Annotated in this window: 18 protein-coding genes; 4 read left to right on the top strand and 14 right to left on the bottom strand. The window is 45.2% G+C overall.

The window, feature by feature from the left end:
* Nucleotides 1–72: 72 nt before the first annotated feature.
* From V6W81_RS16860 to V6W81_RS16870, 3 genes are all read right to left on the bottom strand, one after another.
* Nucleotides 73–2,655 carry a X2-like carbohydrate binding domain-containing protein gene (locus V6W81_RS16860; RefSeq protein ID WP_338539833.1) on the bottom strand — a complete coding sequence of 861 codons (2,583 nt, stop codon included), beginning with the start codon at nucleotides 2,653–2,655 and terminating at the stop codon, nucleotides 73–75.
* A 324-nt stretch (nucleotides 2,656–2,979) separates the two neighbouring features.
* The gene (locus tag V6W81_RS16865) at nucleotides 2,980–4,005 is read right to left on the bottom strand and encodes an NAD(P)-dependent alcohol dehydrogenase (protein ID WP_338539834.1); all 1,026 of its coding nucleotides are present in this window, start codon (nucleotides 4,003–4,005) and stop codon (nucleotides 2,980–2,982) included.
* Between the two features lie 150 nt (nucleotides 4,006–4,155).
* Nucleotides 4,156–5,076, bottom strand: a complete 921-nt coding sequence (locus V6W81_RS16870) for an ArsR/SmtB family transcription factor (protein ID WP_338539835.1) — start codon at nucleotides 5,074–5,076, stop codon at nucleotides 4,156–4,158.
* A 228-nt stretch (nucleotides 5,077–5,304) separates the two neighbouring features.
* Here V6W81_RS16870 and V6W81_RS16875 point away from each other — a divergent pair, with 228 nt between their 5' ends.
* Nucleotides 5,305–6,795, top strand: coding sequence for a glycoside hydrolase family 43 protein (locus V6W81_RS16875; RefSeq protein ID WP_338539836.1), 1,491 nt, complete (start codon nucleotides 5,305–5,307; stop codon nucleotides 6,793–6,795).
* Between the two features lie 93 nt (nucleotides 6,796–6,888).
* Here the strand turns inward: V6W81_RS16875 and V6W81_RS16880 are convergent, their stop codons facing one another.
* Both V6W81_RS16880 and V6W81_RS16885 read right to left on the bottom strand, forming a co-directional pair.
* Nucleotides 6,889–7,266, bottom strand: coding sequence for a hypothetical protein (locus V6W81_RS16880; protein WP_145048707.1), 378 nt, complete (start codon nucleotides 7,264–7,266; stop codon nucleotides 6,889–6,891).
* 229 nt (nucleotides 7,267–7,495) lie between these two features.
* On the bottom strand, nucleotides 7,496–9,442 hold the full coding sequence (locus V6W81_RS16885; protein WP_338539837.1) for a glycoside hydrolase family 127 protein: 1,947 nt from the start codon (nucleotides 9,440–9,442) through the stop codon (nucleotides 7,496–7,498).
* 116 nt (nucleotides 9,443–9,558) lie between these two features.
* On the opposite strand from V6W81_RS16885, the gene V6W81_RS16890 reads away from it, so the two are divergent.
* Nucleotides 9,559–10,428 (top strand): helix-turn-helix transcriptional regulator, encoded by an 870-nt coding sequence (locus V6W81_RS16890; RefSeq protein ID WP_338539838.1) that lies wholly within the window; start codon nucleotides 9,559–9,561, stop codon nucleotides 10,426–10,428.
* Between the two features lie 187 nt (nucleotides 10,429–10,615).
* On the opposite strand, the gene V6W81_RS16895 is transcribed toward V6W81_RS16890, so the two are convergent.
* The 8 genes from V6W81_RS16895 to V6W81_RS16930 form a co-directional block, all read right to left on the bottom strand.
* The gene (locus V6W81_RS16895) at nucleotides 10,616–11,470 is read right to left on the bottom strand and encodes a cupredoxin domain-containing protein (RefSeq protein ID WP_338539839.1); all 855 of its coding nucleotides are present in this window, start codon (nucleotides 11,468–11,470) and stop codon (nucleotides 10,616–10,618) included.
* Nucleotides 11,471–11,698: 228 nt separating this feature from the next.
* A complete protein-coding gene (locus tag V6W81_RS16900; RefSeq protein ID WP_338544015.1) occupies nucleotides 11,699–13,798 on the bottom strand; it encodes a serine hydrolase domain-containing protein in 2,100 nt (699 codons plus the stop codon).
* A 328-nt stretch (nucleotides 13,799–14,126) separates the two neighbouring features.
* The gene (gene rbsB, locus V6W81_RS16905) at nucleotides 14,127–15,059 is read right to left on the bottom strand and encodes a ribose ABC transporter substrate-binding protein RbsB (protein ID WP_145048701.1); all 933 of its coding nucleotides are present in this window, start codon (nucleotides 15,057–15,059) and stop codon (nucleotides 14,127–14,129) included.
* A gap of 14 nt (nucleotides 15,060–15,073) precedes the next feature.
* Entirely contained in the window at nucleotides 15,074–16,042 is a 969-nt protein-coding gene (locus tag V6W81_RS16910) for an ABC transporter permease subunit (protein WP_338539840.1), read from the bottom strand.
* Between the two features lies 1 nt (nucleotide 16,043).
* Complete coding sequence (locus V6W81_RS16915) at nucleotides 16,044–17,525, bottom strand: sugar ABC transporter ATP-binding protein (protein ID WP_338539841.1); 1,482 nt, start codon at nucleotides 17,523–17,525, stop codon at nucleotides 16,044–16,046.
* 15 nt (nucleotides 17,526–17,540) lie between these two features.
* Complete coding sequence (rbsD, locus tag V6W81_RS16920) at nucleotides 17,541–17,942, bottom strand: D-ribose pyranase (RefSeq protein ID WP_338539842.1); 402 nt, start codon at nucleotides 17,940–17,942, stop codon at nucleotides 17,541–17,543.
* Nucleotides 17,942–18,820 carry a ribokinase gene (rbsK, locus tag V6W81_RS16925; RefSeq protein WP_056690263.1) on the bottom strand — a complete coding sequence of 293 codons (879 nt, stop codon included), beginning with the start codon at nucleotides 18,818–18,820 and terminating at the stop codon, nucleotides 17,942–17,944. Before rbsK ends, rbsD begins: the two co-directional genes overlap by 1 nt.
* Nucleotides 18,813–19,802, bottom strand: a complete 990-nt coding sequence (locus tag V6W81_RS16930; RefSeq protein ID WP_338544016.1) for a LacI family DNA-binding transcriptional regulator — start codon at nucleotides 19,800–19,802, stop codon at nucleotides 18,813–18,815. The genes rbsK and V6W81_RS16930 overlap by 8 nt, the downstream gene beginning before the upstream one ends.
* A 368-nt stretch (nucleotides 19,803–20,170) precedes the next feature.
* Here V6W81_RS16930 and V6W81_RS16935 point away from each other — a divergent pair, with 368 nt between their 5' ends.
* Together V6W81_RS16935 and V6W81_RS16940 are read left to right on the top strand one after the other, a co-directional pair.
* On the top strand, nucleotides 20,171–20,533 hold the full coding sequence (locus tag V6W81_RS16935; protein WP_145048691.1) for a TetR-like C-terminal domain-containing protein: 363 nt from the start codon (nucleotides 20,171–20,173) through the stop codon (nucleotides 20,531–20,533).
* 142 nt (nucleotides 20,534–20,675) lie between these two features.
* The gene (locus V6W81_RS16940) at nucleotides 20,676–22,721 is read left to right on the top strand and encodes a methyl-accepting chemotaxis protein (protein ID WP_338539843.1); all 2,046 of its coding nucleotides are present in this window, start codon (nucleotides 20,676–20,678) and stop codon (nucleotides 22,719–22,721) included.
* A 322-nt stretch (nucleotides 22,722–23,043) separates the two neighbouring features.
* On the opposite strand, the gene V6W81_RS16945 is transcribed toward V6W81_RS16940, so the two are convergent.
* The gene (locus tag V6W81_RS16945) at nucleotides 23,044–26,223 is read right to left on the bottom strand and encodes a sugar-binding domain-containing protein (RefSeq protein ID WP_338539844.1); all 3,180 of its coding nucleotides are present in this window, start codon (nucleotides 26,221–26,223) and stop codon (nucleotides 23,044–23,046) included.
* Nucleotides 26,224–26,248: the final 25 nt, after the last annotated feature.

A 26,248-nucleotide genomic window follows, 5' to 3' on the forward strand; every position in this document is an offset into this window, starting at 1 on the left:
CTCGCCTCTTCACTTCAATTCAAAAAAAGAGGAGAAGGACGTGCTCCTTCTCCACTCTTTCGTTCTACCTCGTTACGGTTCAATTCCCCATACAAGCTCGTCGCCTACATAACCAGTAATCTGTTCATGGTTGGCAAACTGCGTGCCAGATGCCTTGAACGAGTAGTCATTAGACTGATTGTAATTCGACCAGTTATTTTTGGAGAAACGCGCTTGAATCTCTGCATTCTGACCTGCGTTCAACGTTCCGGCTGCACTTGTGAAGCCAACTTCCAGATAATGATCGGCTCCGGCAACCGGAGTTGCCAATTTGACGAATTTGCTTGTTACATTCGCACTGCCAACACTTGCCCAATCGGACCAGAAGGTCTGTGCCTCTTCCCCATCAATCGTATAGTAATACCGAAGCTTCACATCACTTAACTGAATTGCCGAATTACCTGAGTTGATTAATTTGAATTTGGGCGAAATTCCGTTGGTCGAAGAACTGGTATTGCCGTTAAATGCTTGAATGGTCAAGTCTCCAGTAGGCGGTACAATAACCGTACTGTCTACAACGTTCACGGTTAACACAGCATTATTTCCACCATTGAAGTGGAAGGTCAAGGAATTTTGACCGAGCGGCAGCGTTGTGAGATAGGATTGCTTCAACACCACCGTCGAGCCTGAAGCTGTATAATGCTGACCCGATACGAGTGTAGCATTCCCTTTTGTTATGCTTGTAAGCTGACGGCCATTCAGGTTAAGCGTAACGGAAACATCTTGCACTGCGTTCGTTGCTTTGTCAAATGTAGCATTCACAGGTGTGATGGTCGCATTGGAACTCGGCGTTGAATCCACAATTTTAACCTTTAACACCGGATCTTGCCCTTGATTAAAATCCAGTACAATCGAATGCTCTCCTACTGGCATCGTGGCAAGGTAAGCTTTATTTAGTAACAAGGTGTTTCCATTAAAGGTATAATCCGTTGTTGCGTTAAGCACAGTATTGCCTGCACGGACAGCAGTAAGCGTATTCCCATTGGCAGTCACCGTCACGGATTTGTCGTTTTGATTAGGTGTGTTTTTGTCAAACTCGACGGTTCCCGGTGAGATCGATGCACTCGGATTAGGATTGGTGACCTTTAGATCCGGCAGTTCATCCAATGTGATAACATAATCACTCTGATAAAGTGTGGTTAAGGTCGCTGGGTAATTAAATGCCGTGCTCATGAGGTGTTCGCCATACCAAGGGCAGAAGTACAGCCATCCCGCTCTCTCCTCTTTCAGATTTTGCACACTTGGAATCGTGTCGTTCTCTGTCATGGCAACCATTTTGCTACCATTCGTCAGATCCACAAGCTGATAGAAAATCGAAGTAATAGCGTCCTCATTCGGGACTCCAGACAAGCCGTCATACCGGTTATAGATCGTATTATATTTATCGTATCCAACCAGATCCACTTGATGATCGCCAGGATACCAAGCTGGAGATGTGCTATACACATAGCTGTTATAGGTCCAAATCAAGTTATGAAGATCGTACGTCTCCGTAAGCTCTGTGTAAATTAGATCCCACAGGTCTTTGTACACCTCTGCTCCTGCGGAAGCCCACCAGAACCATGCACCTTCCCCATTCAGACCACCGTTACCCTCAGCCTCATGATAAGGACGGAATATAACAGGCACATTGTTATCTTGGAGAATCAACAATTGTTCTGCCAGATCTTCGATTGTCATCATTACATATTGATATTCTTTCGTCCCTGGAATAACAGCATTGGCTGTATTAAAATTGGTTTCTGTCGGCTTGTACGTGGCTTCCTTCCAATCCACAAAATCTCCAAGCTGATACGTAATGAAATTACGTGGTACATTGATATGCCATGAAGCTGTTGCAATTCCACCTCGGTTATTAACCCAATCAATCATCCGATCCGTTGTGCCATCCTCCCAACCATAGAGCGGATTATAATTCATCAGATCGAAGCCGCGAATCGCTGGATATTTGCCAGTAAGATCATAAATCCATTCGAACTCTAGCTCTGTGTCTCCGTCATTCCCTCCTCCATAAATCTCCTGTTGACCTGAAATAATCTGGTTTCCGTATACCTCCGTTAAATAATTCATTAAAATTTGTGTTTCTGGTGTTGCCTCGGGATCGGTAAGAATCGGCTGTACATTTAATGGATCAAGATCCGCATGATCCACAGTAAAGGTATCAAAATATGCAAAGCCCCATCCAGACTTGATCTGGATTGTGTTGCTGCCTTTATTCAGCTTGTGAAAACCAAAGTCAAAGTCCGACCATGTTGTCGTGTACGGCAGCATATACGAACCCTTAGTCACACCGTTCACGTTTAAGTATTGAACTCTGCCATCCGCACTAAGCTCCTGCATGTATCGAGTAGAGATCGCGTACATGCCGGTCTCGGGAGCATTCACTGTAAAAGTTAACGTCCCTGAATTCTGCATCCAGACGAATCCGCTACCTGAATATCCAGGCTTGGGTTGTCCGTAAATCTCGGTGACTACTTGAAGATCCGAAGTGAGCTGAGCGTCTTCTGCTTCGATGGTGAAAAGTGCATTGTTTGCATGAACGGGCGCTGTCATCAATCCTAGTAGTAGAGCAAATGCCAGCATCATTGCGGTTGCCTTTCTAAGCCAATTTTCCATTTTCATCTTCCCTTCCGTTTGAGATATGATAATGAAATTTGTCAATGAACCCATTCATGATGGCGCTTTCAAAGTAAACATAGCATGTGCATCATTTTTTGTAAATATATGGTCATTGTAAATTTTCTTTCCCATTCATTGAGAAATAAAAAAGCCGCTAACATAGCGACTACGAGTATATCTATTATTTTACTTATCACCGAAACACCTCCAAAAAAATATCACGCAGGAGAAGTTCGGTACTTCTGTTATGACGAGCTATGCGCAGACCAATGGATGTATTTAAACTCAATAAAGCTTCGCTTCCATCGAAGTGTGAGCAGACTATTCTTTCATGATAATGATCGTTTTTCCTTTCACACGACCTGCTCCCATATCACGAAATGCCTGAGGTGCTTCACGTAATGGATACTGTTGATCGATGATCGGTATGACATGCCCGGATTCAACCAGCTCGATCCATTCACTCTGATCTTCGGCATTCGGTCTGTGCATAAGCACTGATATTTTCTTGTTTTCAAGCTTCGAAACGATTGGTGCCCACAATAGATTCATTACAATTCGCCCCATCGGGCCTCCAATCATTACATACCGACCGCCGCTACGCAGTGCTCGTTTCAAAGCTGTCACCTTACGATTCCCTATCACATCAAGAATTACGTCATACGTCATTCCCTGCGCAGTATAGTCTTCATTCCGGTAATCTATGACGTGATCCGAACCCAAAGCCTGTAACATCTCCAGCTTCTCACCGTGATCAACACAGGTCACTTCTGCACCGTGTAACTTGGCATATTGGAGAGCAAATGTTCCAACTCCACCCCCAGCCCCATTAATGAGAATTCGTTGCCCCTGTTGCAAAGTCCCGCGATTACGCAAACCCTGTAATGCAAGAACTGCCGCTTGAGGGATTGCTGCTGCCTGTACACAAGTGATTCCGGCAGGTATAGGCGTCAATGCCGTTTCACTGGCACACACATACTCCGCAAATCCACCCCAGTTACAGGCTGACAGATCGCCAAACACTCGATCACCAACTTGGAATTGCCCTGCTGCACCGCCAACCGCGACGACTGTCCCTGCTACGTCTGCACCAAGAATTGGATAACGGGGTTTGCGGACTGCGCCGATGCGTGTAACGAATGGTTGCCCCAGAAGGAGATCCCAGTCCCAAGAATTGATCGACGTTGCATGAACCTCAATTAACACTTCATGTTCCTTCGGAGTCGGAACGGTTACATCTTCCAAGCGCAAGACTTCCGGTGTACCGTACGTGTCATAGACTAATGCTTTCATTAGGTCTGGTACTCGCTTGCTGGATACTCCAATACGGCTCATATCTTCGCCCATGGTATCATTCTCCATTCGACAGATGTATGTGTTTGGATCACGCAAAGCCAACACTAGGATTAGAATGCCTCAACTCATCTAACCGAATTAACCATGCTTCTCCTGAATAACGGATACGTTGAATATATAGCGTGGTTTCACAAGGGTATATCAACCCTTATCTGCTCTAGGCTGTATCGTACGAATGATGATGTCTTGATTGTGGTTACCGAAGCCCGCTCCATACAGCGTCAAACCGCCCACATTTGTGGCATGCTCCTCCACGGAAAAACGAAGCGTCCAGAATAACTCCTCCAGCTTGATATCATTGATACCTACATCCGACAGCCATTCTCCATCTATTGTTGTGCCCTGATCATCCACTCGAATCGTCTTCAGTAGGCCATATTGGTTAACGTTTCTATGCCACCATGACGGCGTGTATTTTCCACGAGCAGCTCTCCCAAAGTCAGCAGGACTAGTCCATGTGCCAAGCTGCACCCCGTTAAATGAAAATGTGATATCCGAGGGCCAATCATCCCTTAAACCAGGCGCCTCCGAAGCAATTTCCATTGAGATCTCAATCGCACTGGGTGTATCCTCAGGCAGAAGATAATTAGGTGTTTTATATTCCACATACCCCCGACCAAACCACAGAATTGCTGCGTGAACACGCTCAGGATCAAGAAAATAGCGTGGATCATCCCATACGCCAATTTCTTTCTCATGCGTTCCCAGCCCACAGGTCGGATGTACTTCAAACGCTGTATAGTGACCCACTGAAATGCTTTGCTCTTTGATGTTTGCAAATGAACCCACCGAAGGCAATTCAATTTCAATTGCATCTTGTTTGAGAAAACACATTTTGTGTGTACCTCCGTTCAGTCGTACTCTATGACTGCCGATCAATTCCGCTTGCTCCAATTTACGAACATGCATCGTAACAATGGAAGGACTAAGCTCCAGCACATCAGCTAGATCTTTCACATTCATCTCTCCTTCAGAGAGATGGGACATTATTCTCCAGCGTACTTCGCTAGCCAGTGCTTCATACAGTGGCATGTATTTGGAATCTCCATTAGCTCTAATCATTCAGAATTTCTCCCAGTTCCAATTATTGAAATGCTATTTATGTTAATTTAACGGATTTTCATTGTTCCATCAAGACCATAATCATTGTAAATATTATTGCTATAGTGTTTAATTTTTGATGTGGAGATCATTCAAATATTGTTTTCACACTGTAAATTATGCCTGAGATCATTACCTGTTTAAGATGAATTCTTATAAATATGAATTTACAACGAGGTGCTCTAAAGAATGAAATATACTAATCCAGTCATCAAAGGTTTCTATCCTGATCCTAGCGTTTGCAAAGTTGCTGACACGTATTATCTCGTATGTAGCTCTTTCCAATATTTTCCTGGCGTTCCGCTTTTCGAAAGTAAAGATTTGATCAATTGGACACAGATCGGACATTGCTTAACACGGCCAAACCAGATTCAATTAGAGACGGTTAACAGCTCCGGTGGCGTATTTGCGCCAACCATCCGGCATAACAATGGCCGATTCTATATGACCACAACAAATGACACTACGCATCAGAATTTCTACGTATGGACGGACGATATCTATGGTGAGTGGTCTGATCCGATCTATGTCGATCAAGGTGGCATCGATCCAGATCTATACTTTGAGGATGGCAGAGCATTATTTATGAGTAATGGTACCGACGATAACGGCGTTGAAGGTATCATCCAATGTGAGATTGATATCGAAACTGGACGTAAACTAACTCCTGGGCGTATGATCTGGAATGGTACAGGCGGGCGCTATTTGGAGAGTCCCCATCTGTATAAAATAAACGGAACATACTATCTCATGGCTTCCGAAGGTGGAACCGAGTATGGCCATATGGTTACTTATGCGAGAGGGGATTCGCCATCAGGTCCATTTGAGGCTTACCCGCACAACCCTGTTCTGACCAATCGTAATTTGGGTGGTTATGAGCTTCAAGGCGCTGGGCATGGAGACCTTGTAGAGGATGAGAACGGCAATTGGTGGATGCTTCATCTTGGTTTCCGTCAAATCGGAAGATGGCAGACGTACCATCATCTTGGACGTGAAGTGTTTCTAACACCGGTAACATTTAATGAAGATGGTTGGTTTACCGCGGGGTATAAAGGCACCGTGCTTACGAGTTTTGAAACCGATCGAATCTCTGAGGCAACCGTTCAACAGGAGCGCAACGTCTATACGTTTGAAAATACCGATTGGAATCTAGACTGGTGTTATTTACGTCACCCTGCTAAGCAGCAGTATGAATTAGCTCGGAACAAGGTGATTCTAAGAGGTACAGATGTCACATTGGACACTCCATTGTCCCCTACTTTTATCGGCATACGTCAGAGAGATTTCAATGTAATGATCTCTTGTAATGTCACATTAACTGAAGGGGAAGCGGGTATTACGCTCTATATGGATGAAAATCATCATTATGATCTGGCTCTTCGCCAAGTCGATAACGGATATAGCGTTGTTAAACGTCTGAATGTTGGTGATATCAAGTCGATTGAACAGGAAGAGTATGTGGGGGTAAGCAATCAAGCTACGCTCACTATTCAATCCACTCCTGATCGTTATACTTTCATTATGAACTATGATGGTAAGGATATTTCGCTTGGAACGGCACAGACCAGATATCTATCATCCGAGGTGGCTGGCGGGTTCACAGGTGTGCTTATTGGTCTCTACGCTTCTAAGGTAGGATCTGTTGCTGAGTTCACTAACTTTACATGCACGTATACCTAAGTTGCGTTAGGAATAAACAAACCTACTGGAAAATAGAAATATAGTAAGCCTTGATTACAACACATATCGCTTAGGATTCGTGGGTGGCAGATGTTAGACGTCTGCTGCCTTTTTCGTTGACATGATCTGAATAGCTAGCTCAAAGGCTCTTATTCTTCTCTCTAACAACGTTTTTTGGGCACCGCCCACTTTGGCTTTAGCGTGCTGGGTCTCAAGAGAAGGGAATAAACCAGTTATTACATGTTGAGCTTCTCGTATTTCCTCATCAGTGTATGAATATGATTCGCCGTGCCACGTATGTTTAAGCATAGCTAATCCGATACGTAGCGCTGTGAGCCGTTTCTGTACTAAGGTTGTGTTTGTGCCCTTCTCCGTCATATTTATTAATGCATTTTCTGATTTATGAATGGTTGATTCAAAGGCTCTGATCGCTCCAGTCCGCTCTTCACTAGATATGTTCTCTAAACTCATACTGTACACTCCTCCCTTGTCTAGTGGTATGTTAATCATGATTATCTAACATGGCAGTCATGCATTACCGCCAATCAGATTCCACTAGTTATTCTATGCATCTAATTATCTTATCATATGAACAACAACAAACAGAGACCCTTAGTCACCAAGACTAAGGATCTCTACGTGTTATTTATTCATGAGGTCATTTGTTCTATGCATAATCGCTAACTCCTATAACATCCTTCTATGAATTACGTAACCAGACACTCATTTCCCCAGCCTCGCGGTTACCCCACAAATAATAAGGAATTGCGGTAAATCGAACCTTCTTCGGCTCAGCTGCCAATGGTTTGTACAATTCATTGGCCAACCATTCAGAGGTGTTCTCCCTTCTTGCCTCACCTTCAACAACGATACAGCCACCAAGTAAATCAGAAGCTTCGCGCTCAATTAATGAACTCTCTTCAGTAAGCGAAAGTGATGATAACAATACACCGTTATCTGCCTCCTCCACGCAATAGACAAGTGGTCCACGCTGAATAGCTACTTTGCCTGCGTTGGCTCTAATCTGTGGGTTAGCGGCAATTAACTTCGTCTCCACAGGTATCGACCACTCTACCACATCACCATCGTTCCAGATTCGACTGATTTGAGCATAGCCGTTCTTCACATCGTATACCTGCACCTCGCCGTTAATGCGAAGGACAGGCTGACCGCTCTGATGCCAGTTAGGAATTCTTAGCAACAGTGCAAAAGCAGTTCCACCCGCATGCTTCTCATTCAGTGATACGTTAAACTCCACCTTGCCCTGCCAAGGCAGCTCCGATCTCTGGCGAAGGGATACATCACACCCGTCTGCTGATGTGAATTGCAGATGACTACCAATGTATAAATGGACGTGAATCTCATTCTCTTCTGTAGATACATCGTAAATGTAATCATTCAGCGAGCTGAGTAAGCGTGCTACGTTGGGTGGACAGCAAGAGCAGCCAAACCATGCCTGACGAACGGGCTTAACATGCTGTTTATCCGGATTGCGCTTATTCGCCTCAGGCCATACTTCAAGTGGATTAACATAGAAAAAGTGCTTGCCATCCCGGGACATGCTGCCAAGTACGTTGTTATACAACGCCCGTTCCATAATATCCGCATACTCACTCTTTGCTTCAAGCTGAAGCATCCGCCGTGCCCAGAATATAAGCCCGATGGAAGCACAGGTCTCTGCATACACCGTATCATTCGGCAAGTCATAGTCAAAGGTGAAGGCTTCTCCTCGATGGGTTGACCCGACTCCACCCGTGATGTACATCTGCTTGCGTGTTGTATTCTCCCATAGCCGCTCACATGCAGCTTTCAAGCTATCGTCTTGTGTCAACCGAGCAAGATCAGCCATTGCTGTGTACATATAAACTGCACGCACGGAGTGGCCAACTGCGGTTGTCTGCTCACGTACAGGCAGGTGGGATTGGTACATCTCCAGATTAGGTTTATTATCTGACCAGGGACCTTTTCTACCGCGTCGCTCCCATTCTTCCTCAAAATAACTTGGAAGACTGCCACGTTGATCAATGAAATAACGACTGAGCTTCAAATACCGTTGCTCTCCCGTCGCATAGTATAACTTGACCAGAGCGAGTTCAATTTCCTGGTGCCCGCAATACCCCTGCTTCTGGCCAGCATCCAGCCCAAACAAACGATCGATCAGATCAGCAAAGCGGCATGCAATATCTAACAATCGACGTTTGCCAGTTGCTTCGGCATAGGCTACAGCGGCTTCAATCAGGTGTCCTGCACAATAGAGTTCGTGTTCATCATATAAATTCGTCCATTCTCTGCCCGGTTCCTTAATCGTGAAATACGTATTCACATATCCATCTTCTCGTTGGGCTTGGCCGATTAATTCAATGGCTTCATCCGCAATCTTCTCCAGCTTCGGATCAGGTTGAGAGCGTAGTGTGTAAGCAACCGCTTCCAACCATTTATATAGATCACTATCCTGGAACACCCATCCTCCAAATTCTCCCTCTTCGAGTCCAGCGGCGATGCGGAAATTACGAATAGCATAACTGGGTTCCGCTCCTTCTACACGGTCGTTTAATGCTTGCCATTGATACGGAATGACCGTATCTCTTACTAATGCAGAATAGTCTTCCCAGAATTTGTCCTCGATGCGTACATTTGTAGTATTCACTTCGTCATGCCTCCTATAGTAATTGACTCTCTATGTTCTTCATTATATGCTTGATAGAATCAGCTTAATAGGAATGGAATGAACCTTTTTCTATAAAAAATAACACAACATGAGGAGTGTTTCATCTGAGCGATAACACCTTAATCGAACTTGAATTGCCACCAATCCCTTATTTCCTCGGCGCAGGTCGAACAGCATATAGTACCGGAGATCACCATCCTCATCGAAGCAAGCTTGGCGTCTTCGATCTACTCATCGTTGCTGAAGGTGGCTTATTCATGGGCGAGGACGGTTCAGAGTGGCGCTTGTTGAGTGGGGATATGCTGCTGCTGCTGCCAGATGGCGAACATTATTCGTTTCAACCCTGCGCAGAACATACGTTATTTTACTGGATTCATTTTGAGCACGAAGCAAGGTATCGCACCCTGGCAACGGATGACACAAGTCTTAGTCCTGCGCTCAATGCGTCACGCCCTTTCGAAAATCCATACATGCTCCGGCTGCCTAAGTACCTACGCCTCCCAGATCCTCAGGCTGTGTACGACATTGTCGAGCAACTGCTGACTTTGCCGACGAACGCTACATTTTGGAGAGAGCAGCAACTGCTAGGCAACCTACTGAGCATACTTGAAGAGAGTGGCTCAAGAGAAACCGAATCGGTTGCAACCCGTCTGGCAGAACGCGCGGCTACCTACATTCAGGCTCATTACCGGAACAAAGTTACCAATGAAATGCTCGCAGAAGCCTTACATTTTCACCCCAATTATATTGTACGATGCATGAAATCCAGATACGGTTGCACCCCCTCGGACTATTTGCAGGAGATACGGCTCGATCGTGCTAGACGTTTGCTGGTGACCACCGATTGGTCCATTGACCGTGTTGCCGAAGAGGTAGGTTTTCGCTACTCCCCTTACTTCTCCGCGTGTTTCAAACGTAAGATGGGAATCTCTCCACTGCAATTCCGTAAGCAATATCTGAGATGACGGCAACCCTTACTTGAGATCATGAAATATGGATGTGACAAAGTTCCAGATTGGGCAGCCATGCAGCAAAAAAAGCCGCGTTTCCACGACTTTCTGTAGACTTCATTTTGGTTGATCACCATGTCTGAGATTAGGTGTTTCAGTTTACTTTTGAGGCTGAGTTTTGCAGATGCAATGATTGGTCGCTTTATACAACGGTGATGGTTCCATAGTACATATACATGCCACAATTAAAATGATACGTGCCAGGTTTCAAATCCTTTAACGTAATATAGTTGTCACCCTTCTCAAGATACACATCAAACCCTAAATCCGCGGATTCAATACTCTTAATACAAGTGTAGCCGGAGTGTTTAATAAAGTTAATCTGGGTTGGCACACCTGCTTGTACAACGATGTTATTTTGACTAAAACCGTTGGATTGTATATCAATTGGAATAACGTCATAGCTCACATTTTCTTGAACAAAGGTTTGTTCTTTCGTAGCTGCATGAACAGTAGGGTTCCGGCTATCTTGATATTGATTTAACAGAAGAACGCCAATCGAGACGATGCCGAAGGCAACAGTGACTACACCTGCTATAAACGATACACTTATTCCGTCCTTTTTGGGCGCTTTCGTTTCAGCTACACCTGACCCTATAATTTGCAGAACAACGCAGAAGATAAGGATAAACAAGATATCAACGAACAGTACCATGATATAACTGAAACCAAGCATAGAGCCCAGCATCGCTCCCATCATTCCACCCATAATACCTGCTAACATGCCATCCAACGAAGCGAGTACACTGATGGGCTTTCCTGCAAAATAACCCGTCCCGAGCCCCAATAAAATAGCGATCATTGAAGGTACTGCCAGATCGTGATTGAACAATACGCCTAGCTGAAATCCGAGACAAAGACTAGCCATCATACCTATACTCATGGCAATCATCATGCCAGGCATACCTGTGAGGTTCTCTTTTCGCTTATACGTGTTCAATATAATATATCCGGATAGACAAACAATGATGATGATGCTTAGTATGGAAAGTAACATATATGAACCTCCTGATATATAACATTTTAAATATATTCATACTACACATTGTAGTGTAATTGCTGGATCGAATACAATTCAAATTTTAAACATTCAATAATAATTCATAATCTTTCAAGCCATATCTTATAACACAAGATACGTTAAGAAAAAGAAGAACAAAAAAAGCCGCGTTTCCGCGACTTTCTGTAGGTTCAGATTGATTGATCACATACCTGAAACCAGGCGCTATTTTTTTAATGAGATTTCAAACGTCGAACCCGGCTCACCGGCAAACACAATGCTACCGTTGTCAGGCAACACAATTTCATTCTGACCGCTAACCACCGTGTGATTCACAGCTATACCTGCCTGGTTGTATACAGCAAACGCACCACTTGAAGGCATTTGAACCGTCATCGTTTTACCAGCAGCTGAGGCTGGTACCCTAAACCAACTGGAATGTCCATTTGCTTGAATGGTTGTCTTTGATTGATTTCCCGAATAGATCGGTCTCACAACCTCTTGACTGGCATAGACGTTTCCTCCTGCCGTAACATATTCAACACCATCTTCCATATAGAATTCAAAGTTCATCGTGTCACGACCAGCTAAGCCAGGAATTTGGAGTTGATTCACAGCTTGGTTCGCTCCAATGATTTTATTCGTATAGATATATCCTGGCCATTCGTTAAATGTATGAATGGGGATAACCGGAAGAGCAATGTTATACAGTGTTGATGTATGCTTCTCATTTACCAAGTAATATGTGTTGCCTTCTCGCTTCTGCCAAGCAGCTGCCACATCGTTAGGTAATTCATTTGTCTCTAACTTTTCAGCCTTGTATTCGGAAGAAGCAATCTGACCAAGACCAGGTACGGACTTATATGAGCGTGACCATAGATAAACTTTTCCATTGTCCTCATTAACGAACTGCAGCTTCTCCGTTCCCTCGTCATTAACAAATGAACCATCCGCAGTGTACGTATATTTCTGATCTGGATTGGTTGGAGCAGATGGAGTGGACACTGTTAATTGTCCGTTATCCTTCACATCCAACTTTATTACCAAATTGGCTCCGCCGCCATATATACCTGTATGACTCAACAACTCCTTCGGCATCGCTGCTGTTACAGGTGTGGAGAACGATTTCTCCGGCTTTTGCTCTGGAATGAGTTTCTTCTCTTCCAGCGCGCCCAGTAACAGTTCAGTCGCAAGTAGTTGATCTGTTGTGCTCGTGCCCCCCGAGGACGTTACAGCTGCTGCCATATTGAATTCGGGAAGCACAATTAACGATGAATGGTACGTTATGGTATTACCGCCTTTGGTAACTGCCTTGATCCCATAATCGTTGAACGGAAACAGATTAACACTGTCCCAACCTAGTCCATAGGCAATGGACGAATCGCTTTCTTCTGGCCATATACCCTTCTTGTATTCTTCTTGTTCCATCGCATCTACAGATTCACGTGAGAGAATACCTTCGACTTGTCCTGTGAAAATTCTCGAAAATTTCACTAGATCCTCCGCAGTCGAGTAGATACCTCCTGAAGCGATCATATTCGTGGTCTCTAATGGAAGTTGTTGTTTCGCATTCGTGGCAGAATAGGTTGCTGCCATTTGACTCAGATCCACCTGATCTTGAGGCGTCCGAGTATTATTCATATCCAGTGGCTCGGTGATGTAACGATGCATGAAAGTAGTAAAACTCATACCGCTAACCCTCTCCACCAGAATTTCAGCTAGTGTAAAACCATCGTTACTATACACGGAATAGGCGCCAGGATCTGCCTTCAGGTTTTGGTTAGCTAGTTGTTCCAGTAAAGTGTCATGTGCATACGTATCGTTATCTCCAAATAAAATGGCACTATTGCTCGACGTTCCAAGAAGCCCGGAAGAATGATTCAATAACATACGTGGTGTAATTTGCTGATAACGCTTGTCCTTCATTTTGAAATCCGGGATATAATGCACGATAGGTGTATCCAGATTCACCTTACCTTCATCGACGAGCTTCATTACAGCAGTCGTAAGCATCATTTTACTCGTTGACCCAATACCATACATCGTATCTGCCGTAAGAGGAATCTCTCCCTTGGGGTCGTTTACCCCTACTTGTCCAGAGAGTACGATCTTTCCCTCATCCATAAGCGCATACTGCACACTTGTTGTGCCATATGACTGGGTTAAAAGGTTAGCTTTCTCAATGACGGCTCTCTCCGTCGATCTGAAAGTAAGATTAGCGCTATTCCCCGTGTCCGAACTAGCTAAGGCATACGTGGGAGACAACATGGCAAGTACTAAGGTAATTGCCGTTATCGAAGTTCGTTTCTTACGTGACAATCTCATCATCTCCTGTTTTTCTGTGTCTAAGGATCATTGTGTTGGTACTGAATAAAGTGTAATGGGAGAAGATGTACTGATCGTGACGGCGATATGAACTGAACATGAATAAATCTGCACATTGGCTCTGTTGCAACGACTTCATGGTGTTCACTAAGGGTATTTTAGAATATTGCTTGTTGGAGAGTCTGTTGGGTTGGTTCAACTTGAAGTACCACTAAGTAATCTAAATAAAGAAAAAAAGTCGCAATAATGCGACTTTTAATCGATGGTGAATCTATCTACATCTCCATACTAATTATGATTTCAATTTCAATATAGAGAATAGAACTGTTTATTCATTTACATTTTCTTTCGTTACCAGCTTCAGTTCTGCTGGGATGGATTGCTCTACCTGTTTGCCGTCCAGCACATCCAGCGCTGCTTGCACTGCCAGACCACCAATCAACACAGGCTGCTGAGCAACTGTTGCTGTCAATTTACCGTCCTGAATGGATTTGATCGCATCATCATTACCATCGAATCCAATAACCGGGATGTCTTTACCTGAACTTTGAATTGCTTCAATCGCTCCAAGTGCCATCTCATCGTTATGGGCAAATACGGCTTGTACATCTGGATTACCTTGCAGCAGATTCTCCATAACATTCAACCCTTTGGAACGGTCAAAGTCTGCTGATTGCTTCGCCACCACGTCGAGTTTCTCATCAGCGACTTCATGGAAACCTTTGCCCCGCTCTCGTGTTGCGGAAGCACCTGGTACACCCTCAAGCTCAATTACTTTCGCGCCCTCACCAAGCTGTTCCACAAAGTATTCCGCTGCCATGCGTCCACCTTTGACATTATCCGAAGCCACCAAGGCTGCCACTTCACCTTTATCTGCGGAACGGTCGAGTGTAATCACTGGAACACCTACACTGTTCGCGGACTGAACCGCTGTAGAGATTGCCGCAGAATCGGCAGGGTTAATGAGCAATGCATCTACGCCTTGTTGAAGCAGATCGTCCACATCGTTCGTTTGTTTCGCCGAATCGTTCTGTGCATCAACGACGATCACTTGAATCCCCTGTTTTTGAGCTTCAGCCACGACCCCATCCTTCAGGGATACAAAGAATGGATTATTTAATGTGGAAATGGATAACCCAATTTTCTTTTGTCCTTTATTTCCGGCTGCGTCAGGCTTTGCCCAACCCGGAGGCTCCAAGGAGCAACCTGCCAGAATAATAATCATTAGCATGCTTATGAGTGTCAAAGTTATTTTTTTCATAGTCGCATCTCTCCTTATGCTGTTTTCTTGCGGTCTAGCAGGACTGCAATGGCAATGACAACACCCTTCACGACCATTTGGTAGAAGGAGTTAACTCCGAGCAAGTTCAATCCATTATTCAGTACACCGATAATCAGAACACCGATCAACGTACCAACAATGCGCCCTCTTCCTCCAGATAGGCTCGTACCACCGAGTACAACGGCTGCAATCGCATCCAACTCATAGGATGTACCCGCTGTTGGTTGTGCTGAATTCAACCGTGATGTCAGAATTGCCCCTGCCAGTGCTGCAAGCATACCGGCCAAGGAATAGATCATCACTTTAACACGTGTAACTTTGATACCTGAGATAATGGAGGCTTTCTCATTACCACCAATCGCATACGTTTTGCGACCAAAAGCTGTTTTATGCAGAATAATCCATAGAATCATAAACGTAATCAACATGGTGATGGCTGGTACCGGAATTCCCAACAAGTAACCTCGTCCAAACAATTGGAACAACAGGCTGTCACCAAGACCGGTAATTGGGTTACCGTTCGTGTAGACCAGTGTTAATCCTCTGAATATCGTCATCGTTGCCAATGTCGCGATAAACGGTGCCATCTTGCCTTTGGTTATCATGAGACCATTGACCATCCCCATGACACCGCCAAGTGCTACCCCGATAATGATGGACAAGATCGGATCCAAACCAGATAACATCATATTGGCAACAAAAGCACTGGATAAAGCGAGGATCGAGCCAACCGATAGATCAATTCCGCCGGTGAGAATAACAAATGTCATCCCAAAAGCAATCAGCGCATTAATCGAAACCTGGCGTAGTAGATTCAAGATATTAAGCGGTTCCAAGAAGCTAGGATTTAAGATTGAAACGATAAGAATGAGAATGATTAAGCCGAGTAACGGTCCTAATTTTTTTGTTACGTTCGAGAAACGGAAGCCGCTTTTGGCAGTTTTGTTGTCCATTGTTGTCATATCACTGTCCCCCTGTAGCCAATGTCATAATATTTTCCTGAGTGGCTTCTTCCTTAGACAGCACGCCACTAATGTGCCCTTCATGCACGACTGCAATTCGATCACTCATCCCGAGTACTTCGGGTAGCTCTGACGACACCATGATAATGGCGACGCCCCGGTCTGTCAGTTCATTCATGAGCTGATAGATCTCTCGCTTCGCTCCAACATCGACGCCTCGTGTAGGTTCATCCAGGATAAGCACACTTGGACCGATGCCGACCCATTTAGCGATAACCACCTTCTGCTGATTACCACCCGATAGATTGCGAGCGGCAGTTTCTGAAGATAGTGTTTTGATCTGCAATCGTTTGATCAGTGTATCCACGAATTCCTGTTCTTTTGCAGTCGAGATGAAGCCTTTGCTGGAGAAGCTGAACAGGTTCGGCAGTGCCATGTTCTCACGAATGGAGAAGTCGAGCACGAGACCCTCGTCCTTGCGATCTTCCGTAATAAAACCAATGCCATGTCTGACCGCATCTACAGGTTTGCGAATATTCACTTTTTTGCCGCGTATAATCACTTCACCATGATCCATCGTGTCGAGACCAAAGATCGTTCTCATAATTTCCGTTCGCCCAGAGCCCATAAGTCCTGAAAAGCCTAGAATTTCACCTGCTCTAACATGAAAGCTCACATCTTGAAATAATCCTTTGCTGCTCGCGTTTCTGACCTCCAAAACAATCTCACCATACGAGGGATTCCGAGATGGATAACGTTCCGTTAATTCTCGGCCGACCATTTTTCGAACGACTTCGTCAAAACTAGTCTGCGGAATCGATTGGGTATCTACGGTTCTACCATCACGCATAATCGTAATTCGGTCGCAGATTGTGAATATTTCCTCCATGCGGTGAGAGATGTAGACGATGGATACCCCATTTTTCTTCAGTGACGTTATGACTCCAAACAGCTTCTGAATCTCCCGCTCTGTGAGTGCCGCTGTCGGTTCGTCCATAATGATGACCTTCGCATCTGTCATTAGTGCCTTTGCGATTTCGATCATCTGTTGTTGACCAACAGAGCATTCGCCCGCAGGTCGATCAAGTGGAATGTCCACAGATAATTTGCTGAACTGCTCCTTGGCAAGCGCTTTCATTTGTCTCGTATTGAGCAACCCGAACGAGGAAGTGACCTCCTTACCGATAAAAAGGTTATCGAGCACCGTCATTTCAGGCCATACGTTCAGCTCCTGATGAATAAATGTGATGCCTAATTTCTCTGCCTCCTTCGGACTGGTGAAATATGTTTCCTTACCGTCTATCGTAATCGTGCCTTGATCCCGCCGATGAAGACCAATCAGAATATTCATGAGTGTAGATTTACCTGCTCCGTTCTCCCCCATTAGGGCGTGAACCTCACCTTCTTGCAGTTCAAAATCTACTCCGCTTAGCACCTGATTGGTACCAAACGCTTTGTGAATGTTGTGCATCTGAATATGCATAACGCAACCTCCTTTTTAACCAAAATGGACTCCTGCTTGTAAAATACAATTAGCATAAGGCGTAGCTTCACCGGTACGAATGACAGCCTTCACCTGCCCGGTTAACACCTTAAATTGTGCATGACTGATGGAAACAGCCACGTTGTCCTCTCCGAATCTGTCTATCATAAATTGCAGCGTCGTGGGGTTTCCCTCCCTAATCTCTTCAGCCACAATAACCTTTTCAATGACCATATCATCCGCAATCGTCTCTACGACTTCTCGAAAACTGGGGGTTCCCAGCTTCAGAGCGAGATCAATCTTACGTACTCCTTCCGGTACGGGAAGCCCGGCATCCGCAATCGCAATCAGATCCGTGTGACCGAGATCCGAGAGTATTTTGGAAATGTGACTATTGAGTATGCCATGTCTCTTCATTACAGACTCTCCTCCACTTCCGCTCGCGTTGGCATTCCGCCTTGAGCCCCGAACTTGGTCACAGACAATGAGGCAGCTCGATTAGCGAAGCGAATGCTATCTTGTAACGGCTTGCCTTCAGCCAGAGCGACTGCAAATGCGGCATTGAATGTATCTCCAGCGCCTGTTGTATCAACGGCCTTCACTTGGTACGTTGGCACAAGGACTTCCTTTTCACCATCATAATAACGGACTCCCTTGCTGCCTTCTGTAATAAACAATTTATTGGGATACTGCCGCAGCGACTCTGCCGGGCTGACACCTTGGAACAATATTTCTGCCTCATGTTCGTTCGGGGTAATGTAGGAGGCATTGTCAATGACCTCTTGCGATATCGTTCTTGCGGGTGCTGGATTCAATAACAGCGGAGTTCCAAACTTCGCGCACAGTGCACTAACGTGAACTACCGTTTCCTCAGGAATTTCTTGTTGGATCAATACGATATCAGCATTACGGATAACATCTACCGCCTCATCGACATAAGCGGGAGTCACTTCACGGTTCGCCGCCTCAACAACAACAATACTATTATCACCTTCCGCGAGAATGATATGAGCCGTTCCACTTTCTAAATGTGTAACCGGTTTCACATTTTGCGTATTTACACCATTTACTTCAAAGTTGTTCAAAATGTCCGTACCGAAAGTATCTTCACCTACCCGCCCAATCATATACACCTCTGCCCCCAATCTGGCAGCAGCAACAGCTTGATTTGCTCCTTTGCCGCCAGGGACTGTTTTGAAGCTCTCGCCAAGAACGGTTTCACCCGCTCCTGGTCTTCTTGAAGAAGTAACGACTAAATCCATAGAACTGCTACCAATCACGCAAATTTTAGCCATCTGTTCTCACCTTTCTCGTTGTCCCCCGCTCAATGAATCCAACAGGCAACTGTATGTTTTTATCCTCGATCGCATTTTGTTCCACAAGCTTGATAAGTAATCCCGCCGCTTCTCTACCCATCTCATATGCCGGTTGCCGAATGGTGGACAACGCTGGCGACAATAGACCACTCATCGGAATATCGTCAAACCCAATGACTTGTACTTCATCAGGAACTTTCCTTCCAATTCGCGCCGCCTCATGCAGTACGGCCATCGCGGCAATGTCATTACTCGCGATTACTCCATCCGTGTCGGCATATTTCTTAAATAACTCTTCTGCCCACACCCCTGCCTCGTTAAACGAAAATGAGGTTGTCTGGATAACCCGGTAATCAAGCCCTGCCGACCGAATGGATTCAATTGCTCCTTCAAAGCGATCCTGGGCTGGGCGAATATGTGTTGGTCCCTGCATAACCGTTATCCGGCTGCTACCCCGTCTGATGATCTCCTTGGCTGCTAGCCTTCCCCCTTCTCTACCGTCTGCATACACAGAAGGTCGATCTAATGAGGTTCTATCAAGAAACACCACAGGAATCTTCAGGTTTTCATATATTAAAGAATGAGGGTAGTTCGTTGAAGAGATTACACCAACCACGTTATTCTGAATGAACGTCTGGATGTAATCCTGCTCCTTCCGTTCATCCTCATCACTATTTCCGAATATCAGTCTATAATCCTGCTCCTGCATCCGATCCTCAACTCCACGAGCAAGCTGTGGAAAGTAAGGGTTTGCAATATCGGGCAGCAACAGGCCAATCAGTTTGGACTTGCGTTTATATAATGAGCGAGCCACTTCATTCGGGGAGAAGTTAAGGGCCTTCACGGCATCTTCCACTTTCTTGCGTGTATCCGCATGAACATATCCCCTGTCATTGATGACTCTTGATACGGTGGCTACTGATACGCCAGCCAGATTCGCTACGTCTTTGATCGTTTTCATCATCTGTTCTCCTTATGTGTAACCGGTTACAGACATAAATTATCACATTCTATTTCATTTGACAAGCATTTCATTACTTGAAATATATCCCAGTCGGTCGATCAAGTGTCTTAAACCATGTTTACTGAGGATGACTAGATCATTATCTGTTTACTCAAACTAAGCCAAATACCGCTACGAATTTAAAGCCAAAATGACAAGCTCGCGCTTAACACGACCCTGCCATTTTGGGATTTCACCTTATCCTTTACCCTTGTAACGCTCTTGCTTCCACAATGATATAATGCGACGACCGTTCCTGAATGAACCACTTCTCGTCTTGGCGAATATATACATCATGATAGTGCATTGAAGAAAACCTGAATCAAATGATCGCAGTAACAACGACAACGGGCACCAACGGAGAAACGATCGATCTCATCGAATCTTCATTTCTTCCAGTCATTCGTTATTTTGAAGAGAACCACACATTCTACTTCTCCATGCTCTCGAATAAAGGGATTCCCGCATTCCGCGACCGTATGCTGGAGCTTGCGACAACTCATATTAGCCTGAATATCCATATGGAAGGAGTCAATCTAAACTATAACAAAGAACTGCTTACTCAATTCATGGCCTCGGCGTTTGTCGGTATTATTGAATGGTGGATTCTGAATCATATGCCGATATCAGCAGATGATGTTGCACAGCAATTATGGGGTTTACTGAAGCGGAACGAAGTTATTAATTAGGGCTGTGCTATTCCTTATCCCGTTTTCATGAAAATTTTCAGCTATCTTTAAGTTTGAATTCATCGTACGCTCATCTGCATCATGCTTAATAGAGATTAAGCTTACATAAATTTTCATTACATAAGGATAAGGAGAAACACCTATGAAATTAAAGAAAAAACTTGGTACGGTCAGGAACCGTCTGGTATCCTCATTTTTGATTGTTTTGTTAATTCCCAGTCTGTTTATCGGCGGTTCCGCCTACTTTACCGCCAAACAGCAAGTAGATACACAACTTTCTACTATGACCGACACAGACATATCACTCGTTAGCAGCATGGTCAACCAATACATACAAGCTAAACAATCAGACGTGAGTCTATTATTCGAAACGATAACATCTACAGATCCTGAGACTGCACTTAAATCTTATATTAATAATCATACGGATGTTGAATCAGCTATTTTCGCGAACAGTGATGGACAGCATGTATACGCTTCTTCTAATCAGCCTGAACCGGATAACTATAAACCGCTTGAGAACGAATTCTACATCAAGGCTATTGCTGATCCAGAACAATTCGTGCTGACGGAACCGAACACTTCAGAGCAGTCGGGTAAGAGCGTTGTTACCTTAGCTAAAGCTTCCAGTGACAGCAAGTCCGTCGTTGGTATCACGCTGGATCTAAGTTCTCTGCAAGAGACTGTAGGTAAAATCAAAATTGGAGACAACGGTTTTGTCGTAATATTTAGTGCAAATGGCTCCATGATTGTTGCTCCTCCTTGGGGGGCTCAAGGTACACAAGCTGTCGAAGATGACGTAACGCAGTCTAATGGAGCGACTCAGGCCTCAGCCAACTCTTCCAATGATACAGAATTAGTCGATCCTCAACCCGTGGGAGAACCAGGAACAGCAATGTTTGATGGCGATTCTGGGCAAATTGAGCAAAGCTCACCTGAAGGAGAAACGCGAAAACTCATTTATATCACCAACCCACTAACAGGCTGGAAAATTGCAGGTGATCGCTCACCAATTGAGATCGTACAGGCGGCTAAGCCAATCTGGAACAATACTTTGATCGTCATCTCCTTGTTCGCCCTGCTAGGTATAGCAATGACAAGATTAATTGTGCGCTCTATCACCAAGCCCCTCCAAACCTTGAATGAAGTTTCGGGTAAAGTTAGTCGTGGAGATTTGAGTCACACCGTTGCGATTCCATCGCAAGACGAGCTTGGCCAGCTAGGTGATTCCTTCAATCTCATGGTAAGCTCCTTGAATTCCATAGTATCCGAGGTAAAGCATTCATCCGATCAGCTCGTCTCCTCCTCAGAGCAGTTATCTGCTAACGCTAGCCAAAGTGCGACGGCAACAGAGCACATTGCTGAAACGATTGAACATATGGCCGAAGGGTCAGACAGGCAGGTCGAGCTGGTTGAAGAAAGCTTGCAGACAATCCACCATATGGCGGAGCAGATCAGTCACATCGCCGCTAACGCCTCAGCAACTGTTACCGCCACAGAACAAGTTACGAAGAAATCAAGGGAAGGTGGACAGGCTATTACGGGAGCTGTTACGCAGATGGGAACCATTCATCATTCCGTTAACCGTGTGTCGGATGGCATTAACCATCTGGTTCAAATTTCGCTCGAGATTGGGCAGATTATCAAGGTCATTTCCGACATCTCCCGTCAGACCAATTTATTGGCTTTGAATGCATCTATAGAGGCTGCACGAGCAGGTGAGCACGGTAAAGGCTTTGCTGTCGTAGCCAGAGAAGTCGGTACACTCGCGGAGCAAGCAGCTAGTTCAGCGAAACAAGTCACGACATTAATTGGCAACATCAACGAAGGAATCCGACAAGCAGATCACTCTATGGTTGAGGCGGTGGGTGAAGTAACCAAGGGAATGAATGTGATGAATACGGCTGGTCAGCTCTTTGACGAAATCACCCTATCCGTTGATACGGTCAACACGAAAGTCAATGAGGTGTCCGCCATGGCCGATGAGATTGTTGAGGAGACGTCTCGCGTGGTAGTGAAAATCGAAGATATTTCAAAGGTTTCCCGGGATACGGCAGAAGGTGCTCAAACGGTATCTGCGGCAACAGAGCAGCAGCTTGCTTCAATGCAAGAGATTAGCTCATCTTCTACTTATCTGGCTCGTATGGCCTCACGCCTGCAAGAGATCACAGAAAAATTCAAAATTTAATTATGTGAATTAGTTTGGGAACCATACCAAACGTATACCGTTTTCGTAAAAACAACCCGGTACCGTAACAGGTACTGGGTTTGTTCTATATTGGACAAAGCTCGTAATCAAGCCGTAACTTCTCTTTCGTTTGCAGGTTGTGCAGTTTCACTACACCCCGTCGGATCTAGGGTCGTTAGAAATTTCAGGTGAACCTTGCTAACAATGGTGATCTGTTGACAAGCTCCTCTGTATCTGTAGTAGCGTTCCCATCCCACATACGCCATTTCTTCTCCATTTTCCCCACCGTTTGCTGAACTGTTGACTCATAGTCTCGTTCTAACTAGCTTCCATATACTTCAAATGCGCGGTGTCCCGCTCTAACCCCACTAGGCATTCCGTTATACACGATTCTTACATACCTTCCCTTCGCCTCAAAGCGGTCTACACGCGTCATTGCAGTCGATGTCTGACCGGTCTGATTCGAAACAACGCTCCATTGTTGACCATCACTTGAAACCTGAATCACATACAGGAAGTTACCTTCCTGATGAAACTCCACCTTCGTTCGTGTAACAGAATGTTCATGTAGCAGGTCAACCTGCCACCAGTGACCTGGCGCTTCATCTTCTGCTTGCCAATAGGTCTGACGCTTACCGTCGTTTCCGTACATTGCTTCATGACGATCGCCTTGGCTATCACTGGATGCGACCTGCATATGTGCAAGTTCATCATCTGAAATCGTCGAATCGGATGCTTCCTCGGCAGGTTGATCACTCTCAGCAAGTAATTGACGAAGCTGATGCAGCTCAATCCCTACTGTGGGTTCAAACGACTCCCCTGACACATAATTGATTAAACTTGTACGAAGCTGGGCTGCGACAGGTCGATGCTGTAGTTCATCTTCAATGTTGATGCCGCAGATCAATATCTTTCCCTGGCCAACGTGATATTCAGCAAGGTTCATCAGCTTGCGATTGTGATAGAAGTTGGGAATGACCTGAACAATTGGGTTGAATGGAATTCCTTCGTTCACTACAAGTGATACGGATTGATCTAACAAGTCTTGCCATGGATGCTCTGCATATTCTCTGGTCGGTAATCCGTTCAATGCAGGGTGATCCGTGTGAGCGATAATACCGCACGGTGCCTCCGTTGCAAAATGAGCCGGACTCCAGAACACGGGATAAAACTTCCCCGGGTTCGCATGTTGCAGCTTCTCTTTTTGCGCCAGAAACAGGACATGCCCTCCTGCTGTAAGATGCTGTTCCATCTCTTCATCCAGACTTCGTTTCACTATGACTGACTGCGGGAATTCACGATGCTTCTCTGGGGATTCATAAACCCAAAATGGCCATTCATTTCGCACATCGCTACCCAAAATTTCTAGTGAAATCGTTAATCTGTCACTCTTCTTGATGTACTGTGGTGCCAACGATACTATACTTCCTAGTGATTGGCCTGACCCATTCGAGATGATATCTGTTTGTAATGAGTCCTGGTCAAGAATGTGCCCATCACCACTCCTAATGACCCATTGGATGGAGGATGGCGGGATATCTGTTGCGGCAAAATGAGAAATATGGATCTCCGCATGGAATGGTTCCGTTTCAGTATAAATACGCTTCGGCATACGAAGCAGCAGCACTGTTGGTGCACAGAATTCGCGAAATTGATCTGGGTGTATCAAGCCTTTCGATTCCCAGAATGCATTTAGAATGCCAACCGTAGCCGTGCTCTGTCCTGGGAAGTCATGCAAGTCTAACAACTGGAACCCTCCAAGACACGGTGTGCGTAATGCAGCCTCGATCTCATCACGATATAATTGCAGGGCAAACATCCCCGTACCATCTACAAAGGAGCGAATATCCTCTGCTAATCCTCGTGTCTCCATGTCTGCGTGGATTGCCTCCAGGTTTACCGGACGTAGCACACCCGTGTATTTCGGTATTTCTTGCACGTCTGGATATACCGCGTACTGTCCCACTTCATGGGAGATGACGGGAACAGACCGTGCCGCTACGGCTTCTCGAAAATCAAGGTCTGTCGACAAGGCTAGCTTTTCAGGAAAATATTGTCCTCGAACACCAATGCCATCAACCGATTGGGCAATAAAAAGGTCATCTGCGGAATCAAGCGGTCGATCCCAATTCGTGGTGAGCGTGTACAATCGTCGATCATCGTTCACTTTCAGCTCTGCAACCATCTGATGCAACAGCTCAAAGTCACCATTCAGTTCATTGCCGTTACTATAAATGCAGAACGAAGGGTGGTTGCCGTACACTTCCACAATTCTACGAGCTTCTCGCGGTAAGTAGGTGTAATGCTCTGGATGCATACCAACAGCCATGTTCCACGTATCCATCCACATCGGAGATTCAACCTGCAAGTATATTCCCAATTGATCTGCTGCTTCAAATGCGACCTCCGGCGGGCACCAAGAGTGAAAACGAATGTGGTTTAATCCGTATTCCTTAGAAGTCTGAAAGATCTTCTGCCATGATCTAATGTCCATTGGAGGATGACCCGTATGTGGAAAAATGCAGCATTCCAAGGTTCCTCGCAAGAAGACTGCCCGACCATTCATTTTTAATATCCTGCCTTCACGATTGAAGTAGCGTAAACCAAAGGTTTGATGGGCTACGATGCGAACCGGGTTATGTCCATCTAATAAAATGGTTCCTTCAACCTTCATCTCATACAAGTTGGGCGTGAATTCGTCCCATAACAAAGGATCTTCACCCATAGGGTATTCATATTCAAAGTTCTGTGCGGATGAAGCGGGGATGTTCAATTGCTCTTTCCTCTCTTCCCCTACATGTGGAGCTGCTCCCTGCTTAATCGAAGCCCTTAAGTTTAATTGAAACTGAACCTCGGCATCTGTTGCATTATGACATGTGCCCTTTACGATAACAGAGCGCAGATCGGGACGAGGGTATATATGCACATTGTTGATCCAATAAGGCTCTAACGCGTGCAGCTCGATACGTCCAACGACGCCATTCCATATCGTTTGCGTTTCTTCCGTATAGGCACTCGAATGTGTACCCAGATTCTGTACATCTCGATTGTCGATCCGAAGCGTAAACCGGTTTACTGTTCCAGGTTGTATAAGCATACTCACATCATATTCATGAGGTGCTGACAGACTATCCTGCTGCCCAGCCAATTCCCCATTTACCCATAAGGTAGATTGAAACATTACGCGTTCAAGAAAAATAAAGAAGCGTCGATCGATCCAATCCGCAGGAATGTCGATTTCAGTTTCGTACCACGCTGCTCCGATGTAACGATATCGCTGACGTAGAGATCGGATTGACTCCCGATCCATTGTATCTCCCCATTTCTCAGCTTCACCTATTCCGTTAATGGTCAGTGTGCCTGGGAGTGATACGGTCTCGCCTGAACCTGGAACAAACGAATTGTACCACTGTTCTGATTCTCCGATATCCTCTGGGTCAAGCGTATATCTCCACGCTCCTGCAAGTTGAAGTATTCTCTTGTCCTTATGTTGCTCTGACATGCAGTTCACTCCTATTCCACATCTT

The organism is Paenibacillus tundrae (genome assembly GCF_036884255.1).
Lineage (GTDB): Bacteria > Bacillota > Bacilli > Paenibacillales > Paenibacillaceae > Paenibacillus.